Genomic DNA, 15,579 nt, shown 5'->3' on the forward strand with positions numbered 1-15,579 from the left:
GAACGAGCACTCACCCCCACGAACGGAGTGGACGTTGCACCCCACCAGATGGACGGCGAGCGTGGCGGCGATGGCGCTGACCGCGAGCCTCGCCGGAGCCCTCAGCGGAACGGCCTCGGCCGCCCAGCGGGACCGGACCGGACCGGCCGACCGGGAGACCCCCGCCGCGCGCGCGGTCGCCGCCGCCGACCGGGCCGTCGCCAGTGGCCTGGACGCCCTGGTCAACTCCGCCCAGGAACGGTACGAACGGCGCCTGGTCACGCCCTGGCTGAAGGACCTCTACTCGGTCGCCTACGAGCGCAGCTACCGCGGACTGCCGGTCGTCGGCGGCGACGCCGTCGTCCTCGCCGACGGCGCGGGCAAGGTCCGCGCCCTGCAGTCCGCCTCCTCCGTCCGCATCGACGTCGCGACCGGCCCCACGGTCACGGCGAAGGACGCCGAGTCCACGGCCCGCGGCAGGCTCGTCACGGTCGACAGGACCGAGGACAGCCGCCTCGTGGTCCGCCTCAAGGACGACAAGCCGGTCGTGGCCTGGGAGACCGTCCTGACCGGCCGCACCCGGACCGCGCCCAGCCGGCTCCACGCATTCGTGGACGCCCGCACCGGATCCGTCGTCGACACCTACGACGACGTGGTCGCCGGCACCGGCAACAGCAAGTGGAACGGCCCCGGCCCCGTCACCATCGACACCACCGGCTCCGGCGGCACGTACAGCCTGCGCGACCCGAACCGCCCCGGGCTCAGCTGCGCGGACTACAGCTCCGGCAGCGTCTTCTCGAAGTCCTCCGACGCCTGGGGCACCGGCAACCCCACGGCCAAGGAAACCGGCTGCGTGGACCTGATGTTCGCCGCGCAGAAGCAGTGGGACATGCTGGGCCAGTGGCTGGGCCGCAACGGCGTCAGCGGCAACGGCCGCAGCTTCCCCGGCAAGGTCGGCCTCGGCGACCTCAACGCCTACTGGGACGGCAGCTCGGTCACCATCGGCCACAACAGCGCCAACGAGTGGATCGCCGGCGTGGACGTCGTCGCCCACGAGTACGGGCACGCCATCGACAGCAACACCCCCGGTGGCACCAGCGGTCAGGAAGCCGGACTCGGAGAGGGCACCGGCGACATCTTCGGCGCGCTGACCGAGGCGTACGTCAACGAGCCGTCCCCGTACGACACCCCCGACTACACCGTCGGCGAGGTCATCAACCTCCAGGGCCGGGGACCGATCCGCAACATGTACGACCCGCCGGCCGTCAACAACGACCCGGCCTGCTACAGCTCCGCGATACCGGGCACCGAGGTGCACGCGGCCGCCGGCCCGCTCAACCACTGGTTCTACCTGCTGGCCGAGGGCACCAACCCCGGCGGCGGCAAGCCCGCCAGCAGCACCTGCAACCAGAGCACCCTCACCGGCGTCGGCATCCAGAACGCCGGCAAGATCTTCTACGGCGGCATGCTGCTCAAGACCAGCAGCATGTCGTACAAGAAGTACCGTACGGCCACGCTCGGTTCGGCGAAGTCCCTCGACGCCACCTGCGACCTGTTCACCAGGACCAAGGCCGCCTGGGACGCCATCAGCGTCCCCGCCCAGGCCGGTGACCCCACCTGCACCCCGAGCGGCCAGAACGGCGACTTCACCCTGACCCTGGACCCGTCCTCGGGCACCGTCCGGCAGGGCGCCTCCGTCACCACCCGCGTGAACACCGTCACCTCCACCGGCAACGCCCAGTCGGTCACCCTCGGCGCCACGGGCCTCCCCGCCGGGGTGAGCGCCTCTTTCAACCCGGCGACCGTGCAGTCGGGCCAGTCCTCCGTGCTCACCCTGACCGCCACCGCCAACGCCGCGCCCGGCGCCTCCACCGTCGTCGTCAAGGGCCAGGGCACCGGCACCTCCCACACCGTCGACTACGTACTGAACGTCGGCGGCACCACCCCCGGCACCGACCCGCCGGACATCGACGTCGCCGCCGTACAGGCCCACCTGACCCGGCTGGGCACCATCGCCTCCCGCAACGGCGGCAACCGGCGCGCCGGCAGCGGCGGCCACACCCAGTCCCTGGCCTACATCAAGGGGAAGCTGACGGCCGCGGGTTACACCGTCACCGAGCAGAGCTGCACCTCCTGCACCTACCCCTCCGGCAACCTCATCGCCGACTGGCCCGGCGGCCCCGACGATCAGACCCTCATGTTCGGCGCCCACCTCGACAGCGTCTCCGCCGGCCCCGGCATCAACGACAACGGCTGGGGCTCCGCGACCCTGCTGGAGAACGCCCTCGTCCTCGCGCAGAAGAACCCGGCGATGACCAAGCACGTCCGCTTCGCCTGGTGGACGGACGAGGAACAGGGCCTCAACGGCTCCAAGTTCTACGTCGACCAGCTCGACAGCGCCCAACGCGCCGCCATCAAGGGCTACTACAACTTCGACATGGTCGGCTCGCCCAACGGCGGCTACTTCATCAACAACGTCAACTCCACCACGGCCGCCCCGCTGAAGGCGTACTGGACCTCCCTGGGCCTCGCCCCCGAGGAGAACACCGAGGGCCAGGGCCGCAGCGACGACTACTCCTTCCAGCAGGCCGGCATTCCCACCTCCGGCTACGCGGCCGGCGCCGACGCCCGCAAGACCGCCGCGCAGGCCGCCAAGTGGGGCGGCAGCGCGAACGCCGCCTACGACTCCTGCTACCACAGCGCCTGCGACACCACCGACAACATCAGCGCCACCGTCCTCGACCGCAGCGCCGACGGCGTCGCGTACACCGTGTGGAAGCAGGCCGTCGGCGGCCAGACCCCCGCACAGGACTTCTCCCTCGCCACCAGCCCCGCAGCCGGCAGCGCGGCCCCCGGCGGCTCCGCCACCACCACCGTGGGCACCACCACCGTCAGCGGCGCGGCCCAGACCGTGGCCCTGACCGTCTCGGGCGCCCCGGCCGGCGCGAGCGCCACCCTCAGCCCGTCCTCGGTGCAGTCCGGCAGCTCCTCCACCCTGTCCGTCCAGGTCGCCGCGAACACCGCTCCCGGCACCTACACCCTGACCGTCACCGGATCGGGCACCGTCACCCACACCACCACCTACACCCTGACCGTCAGCGGGGGTGGCGGCACCTGCACCCCGGCCCAGGTCGTGGCCAACGGCGGGTTCGAGGACGGCAGCAGCCCCTGGAACGCCACCACGGGCGTCATCACCAACCAGGCCGGCGAGGTCGCGCACTCCGGCAGCTCCATGGCGTGGCTCAACGGCTGGGGCTCCTCCCACACCGACAGCGCCGCCCAGTCCCTGACGATCCCGGCCGGCTGCTCCTCGTACCGGCTCTCGTTCTTCCTGCACATCGACACCGACGAGACCGAGAACGTGGTCTACGACCGCTTCACCGTGTCGGTMGGCGGCCAGACCCTGGAGACCCTCTCCAACGTGGACGCCCACACCGGCTACGCGGAGAAGTCGTACGACCTCTCCCGGTTCGCCGGGCAGACCGTCACCCTCCAGTTCCTCGGCACGGAGGACCAGTCGCTCCAGACCTCCTACGTCGTGGACGACGTCACCCTCCGGGTGAGCTGAACCCCGCCCGCATGCGACCGGCCCGCCCGGCCGCCCCCGCACGGGGGAGGCCGGGCGGGCCCCTGCCCGGGGCTGCCGTCCCGGGCCCTCGGTGGGACCCTGAAACGGGGGCCGGACCGAGCAATACGGGGCGGGCGGAGTCGCGATGGGTACGCAGACGCACGACGGCGAGGGCGCCACCGGCGCCGCGCCGCGCACGGCACCGCGCCGGCCGGGGCGCCCCGCCCGGGCGCTCGAACGGCTGCGCACCGGCACCGACCCGACGGCCGCCGCCGGGCGCCGGGCCGTCCGCGTCACCCTGGCCGCCTGCACCGGCTTCTACGTGTTCCTCTACGCCCTGGACCGCCCGGTCGGCGCTACCTACGCCCTGTTCTCCGCCGTGTCCATCGCCGCCCTCGCCCGGATTCCGGGCACGGGCCGCCAGCGGGCCGCCGTGATGCTGAAGCTCGTGCCCGTTGGCTGCCTGCTGGTGACCCTGGGCACCTTCCTCGCCGTGCGCACCTGGACCGCCGTCGCGGGCACCCTGGTCATCGGCTTCTGCCTGGCCTTCGTCGCGGCCGCCGGGCCCCGCCCCGCGGGGGCGTCCCCCGGACTGCAGCTGCTGTACATCCTGCCCTGCTTCCCCCCGTACGCCCCGGACGCGCTCGGTGAACGGCTGACGGGCACCGTCGTGGGCCTGGCGCTGGCCGTACTCGCCGAGGCGTTCGTCCTGCCCGACGCCCGCCCACCCTCCTACGGGGAACGGGCCGCCGCCGCCGCCCGCAGCGCCGCCCGCTGTGCCGCCGCCCTGCGCGGGCCGCCGTACGACCTGCCCGCGGACGTCGCCCGCCAGGCCGCGGCCGCCGGCGAGGCCGTACGCCCGTCCCGGGTGCCGGAAGCCGAGCGCCCGGCCGGCCCCGGCCTGCGCGAGCGCGCGCTGGCGCACACCGGCCTCGCCGCACGCACCCTCCTGGCCCGGCTGCGCGCCCTGCCCGCCCCCGGCTCCGGCACCCCGCCCGATCCCGCGGGACTGGCCCTGCTGGGCTCGGTGGCGGCGGCCACCCGGGAGACGGCCGTCCTCCTCGACGGGGATCCCGCACCCGCGGAGGCCGGGGCGGCGGCCCGCGCCCTGCACACGGCACGGGAACGGACCGCCGTCCTCCAGCCCGCCGCCCCCATCGACCGCAGGCGCCACGCCGCACTGGTGGAGATCGCGGACGCCGCCCTGGTCCTGGGCCGGGCGGCCGACCTCGCCGTCCGGGGGCGGGCGGCCGTACCCGACACCACCGAGGGCCGCTTCTGGTACGCGGGTGCGCACCCCCTGCGGCTCTGGTGGATCCGCCTCGCGGGACATGCCGAACCGGGGTCCGTCCACTTCCAGAACACCGTACGCATCAGCCTCGCGCTCGCCGTGGCCCGCACCGTGGCCGGACTGGACACCCTGCCCCACGGCTTCTGGGCGATGCTCGCCGTGCTGTCCCTGACCCGCACCACGGCCGTCCAGACCCGGGCCACCGTGCGCCAGGCCCTCACCGGGACCTTCATCGGCGCCCTCGCCGCCGGCGTCGTCCTCGCCCTCGCGGACGGCGCGACCCTGCCGTGCGCGATCCTGCTGCCGCCGCTGATGCTGGTCGCGTTCTGCGTCGGCCCGGTACGGGGCGTGGGCTGGATGCAGGCGATGTTCACCCTGGTCGTCTCCGTCGTCTTCGCCCAGCTGTCCGCCGCCACCTGGCAGCTCGCCGAGGTCCGCTTCCTCGACGTGCTCATCGGCAGTGTCATCGGCATGCTGTGCGGACTCCTCGCCTGGCCGAAGGGCGCCCACGACGAACTCGGCCGTGCCGTGGCCAGGATGCTCAGGGGCGCCGCCGAGCAGGTCGCGGCCACCACGCGCGCCGTGACGGCGGGAACGGGAACACCACCGGCCGTCCGCGACGACGGGGAGGTCCAGCACGCGCTGCTCCTCGCCGAGACGGCCTACGCCCAGTTCCAGGGCGAGGCCCAGCATCCGGCCGGCCCCGGCCCCGACTGGCACAGCGCCCTCATGGCCGGCCACCACGTCCTCTGGGGAGCCCGCCGGGTCCTGGAGGCCGCCGGGGAGCCGGAGCCCGCTCCGGACGACCGCGCCGACAGCCGCGTCAGGTCGTACGGGGTCTGGGTGGCGGACGGATTCGCGATGGCCGCCGCCCGCTTCGACGTACCGAGGGGCGGCCGCGGCGGGCCCCCCGTGGCGCGGGTGAAAGCCGACGAGGGCCCGCAGCCCGGCGGCCCCGAGCCCTCGGACGCCACCCGCGACGCACCCCCGCTCTTCTTCACCGTCACGGCCTGGCTCGACTCGCTCACCGCCGACCTCGGCCGGATGGCCGCCGCCCACGCCGTCGAGGACCGGCCGGGGCGACACCCGTAACCGGACGGCCGCTTCGTCGGGTTTGCGACACATCCCGGTACGGCCGCGCCCTGCCCGCACGCGCCCGGGACCCGCGGCCCGCCACCGCGCCCACCGCCCGCTCCCCCGAAGAGCCCCAGGCCGCAGCGCCGCCGCCGCGACGGACCGGCCGCCGCCCCCGCCCCGTCCGTGCGCCCGCGGGCCTGGCCGAAACCGGGCGGGACCCCGCGCAGGCGCCCTACCGGCCGCTCCGCGCGCGGCGGACGCTGTGTGTCCCACCCTCGTCCGGCACGCACGGATCGCCCTCGCGTGCCCCGGGCGCCGGCGCGACCGACGGAGGACCCGATGCCGCTGCACAGCTTCGACGAGTGGTCGCCCCTCAAAGAGGTGATCGTCGGATCGGCACTCAACTACACCTCCCACGAACGGGAGTTGTCCTTCGACCTGTTCTTCCACGACAACATCGCCGAGGACAACGCCCCCTCCACCCGCGCCGAGTGGTACTACCCGCGCCTCACCCCCGCCGGGCGCCCCGACCCCGGCAGGCGCGGCCGCGTCGCCATCAAGCAGCGGTACGTCGACGAGCTGGCCGAGGACGTCGAGGGCATCGCGGCGACCCTGGCCGCGCTCTCCGTCACCGTCCACCGCCCGATCCCCGTGGACCCCACCACCGCCGAGGTCCGCACCCCGGCCTGGTCCGCCTCCGTGGTACCCCCGCTCAACGTCCGAGACAACACGCTGATCGCCGGTGACGAGATCATCGAGACCCCGCCGATGATCCGCTCCCGCTACTTCGAGACGCAGTTCCTCACCCCCGTCTTCCAGCGGTACTTCGAGCAGGGCGCGCGCTGGACCGTCATGCCGCGCCCGCTGATGACCGACGCCTCCTTCGACCTGTCCTACGCCCGCGAGAGCACGCTCGGCGGCCCCACCGAACCCATCGCCGACCCGCGGCCGTCCCCGTACGACGTCGGCCTGGAGATGATGCTCGACGGCGCCCAGGTCCTGCGCCTGGGCCGGGACATGGTCGTCAACGTCTCCACCGCCAACCACGCGCTGGCCTGCGACTGGCTCGAACGCCACCTCGAAGGCCGCTTCCGCCTCCACCGCGTGCACCGCCTCAGCGACAGCCACATCGACAGCATGGTCCTGGCCCTGCGCCCCGGCACCCTGCTCGTGCGCTCCCGCGCGGTCGCCGAGAAGCTCCCCGAGGCCCTCCGCTCCTGGGACCTGATCGTCCCCCCGGCCCCGGAGAGCGACGACTTCCCCCGGTACGACGATGACGACCTGGTCCTGACCAGCCCCTACATCGACCTCAACGTCCTGTCCGCCGGGCCCGACACCGTACTCGTCAACGACGCCTGCCCGGAACTGATGCGCACCCTGGAGAAGCACCGCTTCACCGTCGTGCCCGTACGCCACCGCCACCGCAGGCTCTTCGGCGGCGGCTTCCACTGCTTCACTCTCGACACCGTCCGCGCCGCCGGCCCCGAGGACTACCTCGGCTGACGGGAGCCCCGCCCCGCACCCCACCGCACCCACCGCACCCGACCAGGAGAGGGGACGGCGTGCCCGCCCTCGCACGGCTCACCGGTGTCGGCACCGCCGTGCCCGACACCACCTACACCCAGGAACACCTGCTGGACGCCTTCGCCATCACCGACCCGCGCGTACGGTCCCTCTTCCGCAACAGCGCCATCGACCGGCGCGGCCTGAGCCTGCCGCCCGCCCGCCCGGACGGCACCCGCGCGGTGGAGTCACAGGGCGAACTCCTGCGCAAACACCGGCTGCGGGGACTCGCCCTCGGCCGCGCGGCGATCGAGGCCTGCCTGCGGGACACGGGCGCCACCCCGGCCGACGTACGCCACCTGTGCTGCGTCACCTCCACCGGCTTCCTCACCCCGGGCTTCTCCGCGCTGCTCCTGCGGGACCTGGGCATCGACACCGCCTGCTCCCGCCTCGACGTCGTCGGCATGGGCTGCAACGCCGGACTCAACGCCCTCGGCTCCGTCGCCGGCTGGGCCCGTACGCACCCCGGCGAACTCGCGCTGATGGTGTGCGTGGAAGTCTGCTCGGCCGCCTACGTGTTCGACGGCACCCTGCGCTCCGCCGTCGTCAACAGCCTCTTCGGCGACGGAGCGGCGGCCGTCGCCGTGACCGCGCCCGCCGCCGGCCGCCCCGCCCCCGAAGGCCCCGCGCTCCTGCGCTTCTCCAGCCGGACGATCCCCGAGGCGGTCGACGCCATGCGCTACGACTGGGACGAGGACCACGGCAAGTTCAGCTTCGCCCTGGACCCGCTGGTGCCCTACGTGGTCGGCGCGCACGCCGAGGAGGCGCTCGCCCGGCTGCTCCGCCACTCCGGAGTCCTCCCGTCCCGCGTCGGACACTGGATCGTGCACTCCGGCGGCAAGAAGGTCATCGACGCCGTACGCGTCAACCTCGGCCTCACCCGCCACGACGTCCGCCACACCACCGGGGTGCTGCGCGACCACGGGAACCTCTCCAGCGGCTCCTTCCTCTTCTCCTACCAGCGGCTGGCGGCCGAGGACCGGACCCGACCGGGGGACCACGGCGTCCTCATGACGATGGGGCCGGGGTCGACGATCGAAATGGCCCTGGCCCGCTGGTGACACGACGGAAGGAAGACCTGACCATGCGGACCGACGGCACGCCGCGCCGCACCGCGGACGGACTCGCCCTCACCCTCGACGTCGACGGCACCCGGCCCCTGCCGGAGCTGACCGCCGCCCTCGACACCGCCTGCGACCTGCTGGAGGCGGCCCGCCCCGAACGCCTCGTCCTGCTGCTGCGGCTGCTCCCCGCCCCCCACCACCCCCGCTCCTGGCCCGGCGAGGTCGACGTCCGGGACGTGGGCCGCTGGGAGAAGGCCGTCCACCGCCTCGAACGCCAGGGCGCCCTCGCCCTCGCCGTCGCCACCGGGCCCTGCGGCGGCCCGGCCCTCGACCTGCTGCTGGCCACCGACTTCCGCATCGCCGCCCCCGACCTGCGGCTGCTGCTCCCCGTCAACGACGGGCACTTCTGGCCCGGCCTGGCCGTCTACCGCCTGGCCCGGCAGCTCGGCGGCGCCCGCGCCCGGCAGATCGTGCTGTGGGGCGACGCCCTCGGCGCCGACCGGGCCCTCGAACTCGGCCTCGTCGACCAGATCTCGGCCGACCTCACCGAAGCCGCCCACACGGCCACCGTGCTCATGGGACGCATCTCCGACCGGGAACTGGCCGTACGGCGCGCCCTGCTGCTCGAAGCCCCCTCCTCGGAGTACAGCGACGCCGTCGGCGCCCACCTCGCCGCCTGCGACCGGGAGCTGCGTCGTCTCGCGGCCACGGCCGCCCGCAACGCCGACGGCGACCCGGACGGCGACCCGGACGGCCGACTCGAAGGCGACCCCGACGGGCCGTCCGACGCCCCGGGAGCCCGCCCGTGACCCCTCCCCACCCCGCCCGCCCGGCGGACCGCCCCGCGCCGTCCGGCTCCGCGGCGTCCGTCCCCGTCCCGTCCGTCCCCGGGCCGGCCGCCGCCGCCTCCGGGGACCTCGCGGCCGACGCCGCCGCGCTGGCCGCCCTCTGCGCCGACGGGGAACGCCTGCTGGCGGCCCTCCCCGCCCCCGCGGACCGGGACGGGGCCGCCTCCCGGCACGCTGCCCGGATCCACGAAACCTGCCGCGACGCCCGCCACGCCTTCCTGGACCACCACGCCGAAACCGTCTACGACCTCCTCACCGCCCGCCGCACCCGCCGCCCCCGCCTCGCCGAACTGGCGCGGACCGCGGCCGTCCGCTTCCCCGGCTTGGTCCCCGGCCGGGCCCTTCTCGCCGAGGAGGCCGGCCGCCTCCAGGCCCACAAGGAAGGCCGTGAGATCGACCAGGGGATCTTCTTCGGCGCGGTGCTGCGCTCCCCGCGGGCCGGTACGCACCTGATCGAGACGATGCTCCGTCCCGCCCCCGGATCGGCCGCCCTCCTCGACGGCTTCCGCCGCACCGGCACCGTGGACCTCCCCACCGTCCGCCTCGAACGCCGGGGCCCCGCCGCACACCTGACCTTCCACAACGGCCACTGCCTCAACGCCGAGGACAACCGGCTGATCGCCGATCTGGAGACCGCCGTCGACCTCGCCCTCCTCGACGACACCGTCCACGTCGGCGTCCTGCGCGGCGGCCCCGTCACCCACTCCCGCCACGCGGGCCGCCGGGTCTTCAGCGCCGGCATCAACCTGAAGGACCTGCACGCGGGCGCGATCTCGTACGTCGACTTCCTGCTCGGCCGGGAGCTCGGCTACGTCCACAAGATCGCCCGCGGACTGCTCACCGGCTCCCCGGGCTGGCGCGGCCCCCTCGTCAGCAAGCCCTGGATCGCCGCCGTCGACGCCTTCGCCATCGGCGGCGGCATGCAGCTCCTGCTGGTCGTCGACCGGGTGATCGCCGCCGAGGGCGCCCTGCTCGGCCTGCCCGCCGCCGACGAGGGCATCGTGCCCGGCCTCGCCAACCTGCGCCTGCCGCGCCTCACCGGAGCCCGCACGGCCCGCCAGATCGTCCTCTCCGGCCGCCGCCTCACCGCCGGGGAGCCCGACGCCGCCCTGGTCTGCGACGAGACCGTGCCCCCCGAGGAGGTCGGCGCGGCCGTCGAGCGCGCGGTCGGGGAACTCGCCGCGCCCGCCGTGGCGGCCAACCGCCGGATGCTCGCCCTGGCGCAGGAACCCCTCGAAGCCTTCCGCACCCACCTCGCCGAGTTCGCTGTCGTCCAGGCCGCCCGCATCCACAGCCCCGACGTCCTGGCCAAGGTGGAACGCCGCAGGTCCCGTACCGGATCCGGCACGTGAGCGGGCCCCGCGCGTTCGACCTCGACCCCGCCGAACTGCACCCCTCCCTCGACGGTCCCGCCCCGGTCGCCGTCGGGTTCCTCAACGAGATCATGGCCCGCCACCCCCGCGCCGTGTCCTTCGCCCCCGGCGCACCCCACCCGCGCTCCTACGCCGACATCGACCTCGGCCGCCACCTGGAACGCTTCCTCACCCACGCGGTCCAGGACCTCGGCCACCCGCCCGACGCGGCCCGCCGCCTGCTCTACGAGTACGGGCCCAGCCGCGGGCTGATCAACCACCTCGTCGCCGACGCCCTGCACCGCGACCACGGCATCCGGGCCGCCCCCGAGGCCCTGGTGATCACCGTCGGCGCGCAGGAGGCACTGCTCCTGGTCCTGCGCGCCCTCTTCCGCTCCGCGACCGACGTCCTGGCCGTCGCCGAACCCTGCTTCGTCGGCGTCACCGGCGCCGCGCACCTCCTCGGCATCGGCCTGGAGGCCGTCCCGGAGACCGACCTCGGCCCCGACCTGGACGCTCTGCGCACCGCCTGCCGCACCGCCCGCCGCGCCGGCCGCCGCGTCCGCGCCTGCTACGTGGCCCCCGACTTCTCCAACCCGGGCGGCAACCGGATGGACCTCGACGCCCGCCTGCGGCTGCTGCGCCTGGCGGCCGAGGAGGAGTTCCTGGTCCTGGAGGACAACGTCTACGGGTTCACCGCCGCCCCGGGCCGCGAACTGCCCGCGCTCAAGGCCCTGGACACCGAGGCCCGCGTGGTCCACATCGGCACCTTCGCCAAGGTCTGCTTCCCGGGGGCCCGCGTCGGCTACGTCGTCGCCGACCAGGGCGTGCGCACCCCGGACGGCTCCGCCACCTTGCTCGCGGCCGGGCTGGCCCGCCTCAAGACGATGGTCTCCGTCAACACCTCGCCCGTCTGCCAGGCCCTGATCGGCGGCATGCTGCTGGAACACGGCGGCTCGCTCGCCGGCCCCGTCAGCCGCCGGGCCGCCCTCTACCGCCGCAACCTCGCCCACCTGCTGGACGCCCTCGACCGGCAGGCCGCCGGGGGACTGCCGCCCGGCATCACCTGGAACCGTCCCGAAGCCGGCTTCTTCGTCCGGGTCACCCTGCCCGTCCGCGCCGACGCGGCACTGCTGCGGGTGTCCGCCTCCCGGTACGGGGTGCTCTGGACCCCGATGGCGCCCTTCTACCTCGGCGACGGCGGCGACCGCGCGCTGCGCCTGTCGTGCAGCTACCTCGAACCCGAGCGGATCGAGATCGGGGCGGCCCGCCTCGGAGCCCTCCTGCGCGCCGAGGCCCGGCCGTGACCGCCCCCGGCCCCGCACGGGACCTCCCGCATCCCCGGTGCCCCGCGCGCCCCCCGGGCTCCGCGGACCTTCCGCGCACGCCGGGGCCCCCGCGGCCCCCGGACCCCGAGGAGCCCCGCCGGCTCCCCGTCCACCGCACCGCGCCCTTCGACCCGCCGCCCGAACTCGCCGCCCTGCGCGAGGAATCCCCCCTGACCCGCCTGCGCTACCCCGACGGACACCTGGGCTGGCTCGTCACCGGGTACGGGACGGCCCGCGCCGTCCTGGCCGATCCCCGCTTCAGCGCCCGCTCCGAGCTCAAGCGGGTCCCCGTCGCCCGCCCGGGCACGGACCCCTTCTACGGCGCACCCGCGCTGCCGGGCTGGCTGGTCGACATGGACGCCCCGGAGCACACCCGGCTGCGCCGGCGCCTGGCAGGGGCCTTCACGGCCCACCGCATGCGCTCCCTCGAACCCCGCATCACGGCCATCGTGGACCGGCACCTGACGGCGATGGCCCGGCGCGGCGCCCCCGCCGACCTGGTGGCCGACTTCGCCCTGCCCGTGCCCTCGCTGGTGATCTGCGAGCTGCTCGGGGTCCCGTACGAGGACCGCGCCGACTTCCAGCGCCACAGCGCCACCCTCTTCAGCCTGGACGCGAGCGCGGAGCAGGCCGCCTCCGCCATGGGGGAGCTCGACGCCTACCTCACGGCCCTGGTCCTGCGCGGACGGCGGGGCGCCGCAGCCGAGGGCCTGCTCGCCGGCCTCGCGGCGGACACCACCCTCACGGTCGCGGAGACGGCGGGCCTCGGCGCCCTGCTCCTGTCGGCGGGCCACGAGACCACCGCGGGGTCCCTGAGCCTGGGCGCGTTCGCCCTGCTGTGCCACCCCGCCCAGCTGGCCCGGCTGACCTCCGGCGCCGTCCCGCCCGACACCGTCGTGGAGGAGCTGCTGCGCTACCTGACGATCTTCCACTTCGGGGTGCCGAGGACCCCGTCGCAGGACGTCACGCTGGCGGGGCGGACCCTGCGCGCGGGGGAGTCCGTCACGGTCTGCCTGCCCGCCGCCAACCGGGACCCCGGACGCTTCCCGGACCCGGACCGCCTCGACGTCGGCCGGCGCGCCACCGGGCACCTGGCCTTCGGGCACGGCGTGCACCAGTGCATCGGGCAGAACCTGGCCCGCGCCGAGATGCGGATCGCCTTCCCGGCCCTCTTCGCGCGCTTCCCCCGGCTCCGTACGGCGGTGCCGGCCGCCGAGGTGCCCCTCGGCGCGGACATGGGCTTCTACGGGGTCCACCGGCTGCCCGTCACCTGGTGACCCCTCCCTCAGCCCGCGGGCGCGGCTCCGGACCCGCCGTGCCAGGACGTCCACAGTGCCGCGTACGGGCCCCGGCGCGCGACCAGTTCCGCGTGCGAGCCCGCCTCCGAGATCCGGCCCTCCTCCATCACCACCACCCGGTCCGCGTCCTGCGCGGTGTGCAGCCGGTGTGCGATGGAGACCACCGTTCCGGTCAGCAGGCCCGCCAGGGACCGCTCCAGCGCCCGCGCGCTGCGGCCGTCGAGCAACGCGGTCGCCTCGTCCAGCACCACCACCCGCGGGTCGCACAGCACCAGCCGGGCCAGCGCCAGCTCCTGGGCCTGGGCCGGCGACAGGGCCGTCGCCCCGGTGCCCACCCGGCACCCGAGCCCCATCGCCGAGGCCCACTCCCCGGCCCCCACCGCCCGCAGCGCCCGCTCCAGTTCCTCCGGCCCCGCCTGCGGGCGGGCGATCAGCAGGTTGTCCGCCAGGGTGCCGCTGAACACGTGGTACTCCTGCGTCACCAGCACCACGTCCCGCCGTGCGGTGGCCCCCGTACGGTCGGGCAGCACGGGGGCCCCGTCGAGCGTGACGCTGCCGCGGTCCGGCGGGTGCACCCCCGCGATCAGCCGTCCCAGGGTCGACTTGCCCGCCCCGGACGGCCCGACGACGGCCAGCCGCTCCCCGGGAGCCAGCCGCAGGTCGACCCCGCGCAGGATGTCCCGGCCGTCCCGGTAGGCGTAGTGCACGCCGCGCAGCGCGAGCACCCCGGGACCGCCACCCGCCCCGGACCCCGCGGGCCGCGCCGCTCCCGTCCCGGTGGCCGTACCCGTTCCCGTTCCCGTACCCGTTCCCGTTCCCGGCCCCGTTCCCGTTCCGGCCGCCGGCCCGGCGCCCCCGCCGGCCGTGGGACCCACTCCGAGCACCCGGGCCAACGAGGCGCCGCCCACCTGGAGTTCGTCCATCCAGAACAGCAGCGTGTCCACCGGCCCGATGATCTGCTGCATGTAGAGGGTGGTCGCCGTCACGGCGGCGAGGGAGACCCGCCCGTCCGCGTAGAGCAGCCCGCCGACGAGCAGCGTCGCCACCACCGGCAGGACGTATCCGGTGTCGGCGACCGGCAGGTACACGCACCGCAGGAACAGCGTGCGCCGCTCGGCCGCCTCCGAGGCGGCCGCGTCCCCGTCGGTCCGCGCGTGCCGGCGCTCCGCGAGCCGCAGGGCGTCCACCGTGCGCGCCCCGGTGACGGTCTCCGCGAGCCCGTCGGACAGCCGCGCGTACGAGGCGTTGGCCCGCAGGTAGCCCGCCCGCGCCCGCCGCAGGTACCAGCGGGTGGACAGCCACAGCACCGGCACGGCGACCAGGCAGGGCAGCGCCAGCAGCGGATCGGTGAGGCAGACCGCGCCGAGCGTCAGCAGGATCGTCGTGCCCGCCACCAGGGTGTCGGGCACCGCCCGCTGCACGGTCAGCGCCAGTACGTCGATGTCCCGGGTGGTGCGGGTGACCAGGTCGCCCGATCCGGCCCGCTCCACGGTCCGCGTCGGCAGGGCCAGTACCCGCTCCACGAACTCCTCCCGTAGCCGCGCCAGCACGCTCTCGCCCAGGCGCTGCGAGGCCAGCAGCGCGAAGCGGGTGAGGACGGCCTGCGCGGTCACCGCCGCGCAGATCACGAGGGCCACCCGCCCGATCTCCGCCGTACCGTCGGCGGCGTCCTCCACGAGCCGGCCCAGCAATTGGGGGGCCACCAGACCGGACACGGCCGCCAGCGCGTGCAGCGCCAGGGCCCGTGCGAGCTCGCCCCGATGGCGCAGCGCCGTCCGGCGGGCGTACGCGCGCACCTCGCGCTGCGAGGCGACCGGCAGTGTCCGTTCCTCCGTCCCCACGCTCACGCGAGTGCCTCCCGGATGACGGCCGACCGGTACCGGGGATCCGACAGCAGCTCCGGGTGCGGCCCCTCGGCGACGGCCTTCCCGTCCTCCACGTAGACCACGTGGTCGGTGTGGTCCAACAGCAGCGGACTGCTCGTGAACACGACCGTGGAGCGTCCGCTCCGGTGCGGTCCGAGCCGGGCCGCGATCCGCCCCTCGGTGTGCGCGTCGAGGGCGTTCGTCGGTTCCACCAGCACCAGCACCTCCGGATCGGTCATCAACGCCCTCACGAGCCGCAGCCGCTGGCGCTGCCCGCCGGAGAACTCCCTTCCGCCGGCGGTCTCCTGGCCCAGCCGATCGGGCAGGGCGTCGACCACGTCCTCGG

At 75.1% G+C, this 15,579-nt stretch carries 10 protein-coding genes; 8 read left to right on the top strand and 2 right to left on the bottom strand.

The genetic code is table 11. The annotated features are described in order from the left end of the window. Positions 1–70: 70 nt before the first annotated feature. The 8 genes from AB4039_RS01045 (at position 71) to AB4039_RS01080 (ending at position 13,347) form a co-directional block, all read left to right on the top strand. The gene (locus AB4039_RS01045; protein ID WP_442269755.1) at positions 71–3,547 is read left to right on the top strand and encodes a M28 family peptidase; all 3,477 of its coding nucleotides are present in this window, start codon (positions 71–73) and stop codon (positions 3,545–3,547) included. Between the two features lie 145 nt (positions 3,548–3,692). Then, a complete protein-coding gene (locus tag AB4039_RS01050; RefSeq protein WP_442269739.1) occupies positions 3,693–5,930 on the top strand; it encodes an FUSC family protein in 2,238 nt (745 codons plus the stop codon). A gap of 324 nt (positions 5,931–6,254) precedes the next feature. Continuing rightward, on the top strand, positions 6,255–7,418 hold the full coding sequence (locus AB4039_RS01055; RefSeq protein ID WP_266846023.1) for a glycine amidinotransferase: 1,164 nt from the start codon (positions 6,255–6,257) through the stop codon (positions 7,416–7,418). 59 nt (positions 7,419–7,477) lie between these two features. After that, positions 7,478–8,539 carry a 3,5-dihydroxyphenylacetyl-CoA synthase DpgA gene (gene dpgA / locus AB4039_RS01060; protein WP_266846024.1) on the top strand — a complete coding sequence of 354 codons (1,062 nt, stop codon included), beginning with the start codon at positions 7,478–7,480 and terminating at the stop codon, positions 8,537–8,539. A 23-nt stretch (positions 8,540–8,562) separates the two neighbouring features. Further along, positions 8,563–9,351: an enoyl-CoA-hydratase DpgB gene (gene dpgB, locus AB4039_RS01065; protein WP_442269740.1), complete on the top strand. Its 789-nt coding sequence runs from the start codon at positions 8,563–8,565 to the stop codon at positions 9,349–9,351. Beyond that, positions 9,348–10,742, top strand: coding sequence for a (3,5-dihydroxyphenyl)acetyl-CoA 1,2-dioxygenase DpgC (gene dpgC / locus AB4039_RS01070; RefSeq protein WP_442269741.1), 1,395 nt, complete (start codon positions 9,348–9,350; stop codon positions 10,740–10,742). The genes dpgB and dpgC overlap by 4 nt, the downstream gene beginning before the upstream one ends. Next, positions 10,739–12,049: an aminotransferase-like domain-containing protein gene (locus AB4039_RS01075; protein ID WP_442269742.1), complete on the top strand. Its 1,311-nt coding sequence runs from the start codon at positions 10,739–10,741 to the stop codon at positions 12,047–12,049. Before dpgC ends, AB4039_RS01075 begins: the two co-directional genes overlap by 4 nt. A gap of 173 nt (positions 12,050–12,222) precedes the next feature. After that, positions 12,223–13,347 carry a cytochrome P450 gene (locus AB4039_RS01080; RefSeq protein ID WP_266846077.1) on the top strand — a complete coding sequence of 375 codons (1,125 nt, stop codon included), beginning with the start codon at positions 12,223–12,225 and terminating at the stop codon, positions 13,345–13,347. Between the two features lie 8 nt (positions 13,348–13,355). Here the strand turns inward: AB4039_RS01080 and AB4039_RS01085 are convergent, their stop codons facing one another. Further along, positions 13,356–15,215: an ABC transporter ATP-binding protein gene (locus tag AB4039_RS01085; RefSeq protein WP_442269743.1), complete on the bottom strand. Its 1,860-nt coding sequence runs from the start codon at positions 15,213–15,215 to the stop codon at positions 13,356–13,358. After that, positions 15,212–15,579 (bottom strand): ATP-binding cassette domain-containing protein (locus tag AB4039_RS01090; RefSeq protein ID WP_442269744.1); only part of this gene is annotated, 368 nt, incomplete at its 5' end. The genes AB4039_RS01085 and AB4039_RS01090, both read right to left, overlap by 4 nt.

Source organism: Streptomyces sp. M-16, from assembly GCF_052114405.1.
Classification (GTDB): Bacteria; Actinomycetota; Actinomycetes; order Streptomycetales; family Streptomycetaceae; genus Streptomyces.

Excerpts from the sequence above, each read along its gene's own strand:
- AB4039_RS01050 (WP_442269739.1), top strand. The coding sequence starts at position 3,693 with ATGGGTACGCAGACGCACGACGGCGAGGGCGCCACCGGCGCCGCGCCG.
- AB4039_RS01055 (WP_266846023.1), top strand. The coding sequence starts at position 6,255 with ATGCCGCTGCACAGCTTCGACGAGTGGTCGCCCCTCAAAGAGGTGATC.
- dpgB (WP_442269740.1), top strand. The coding sequence starts at position 8,563 with ATGCGGACCGACGGCACGCCGCGCCGCACCGCGGACGGACTCGCCCTC.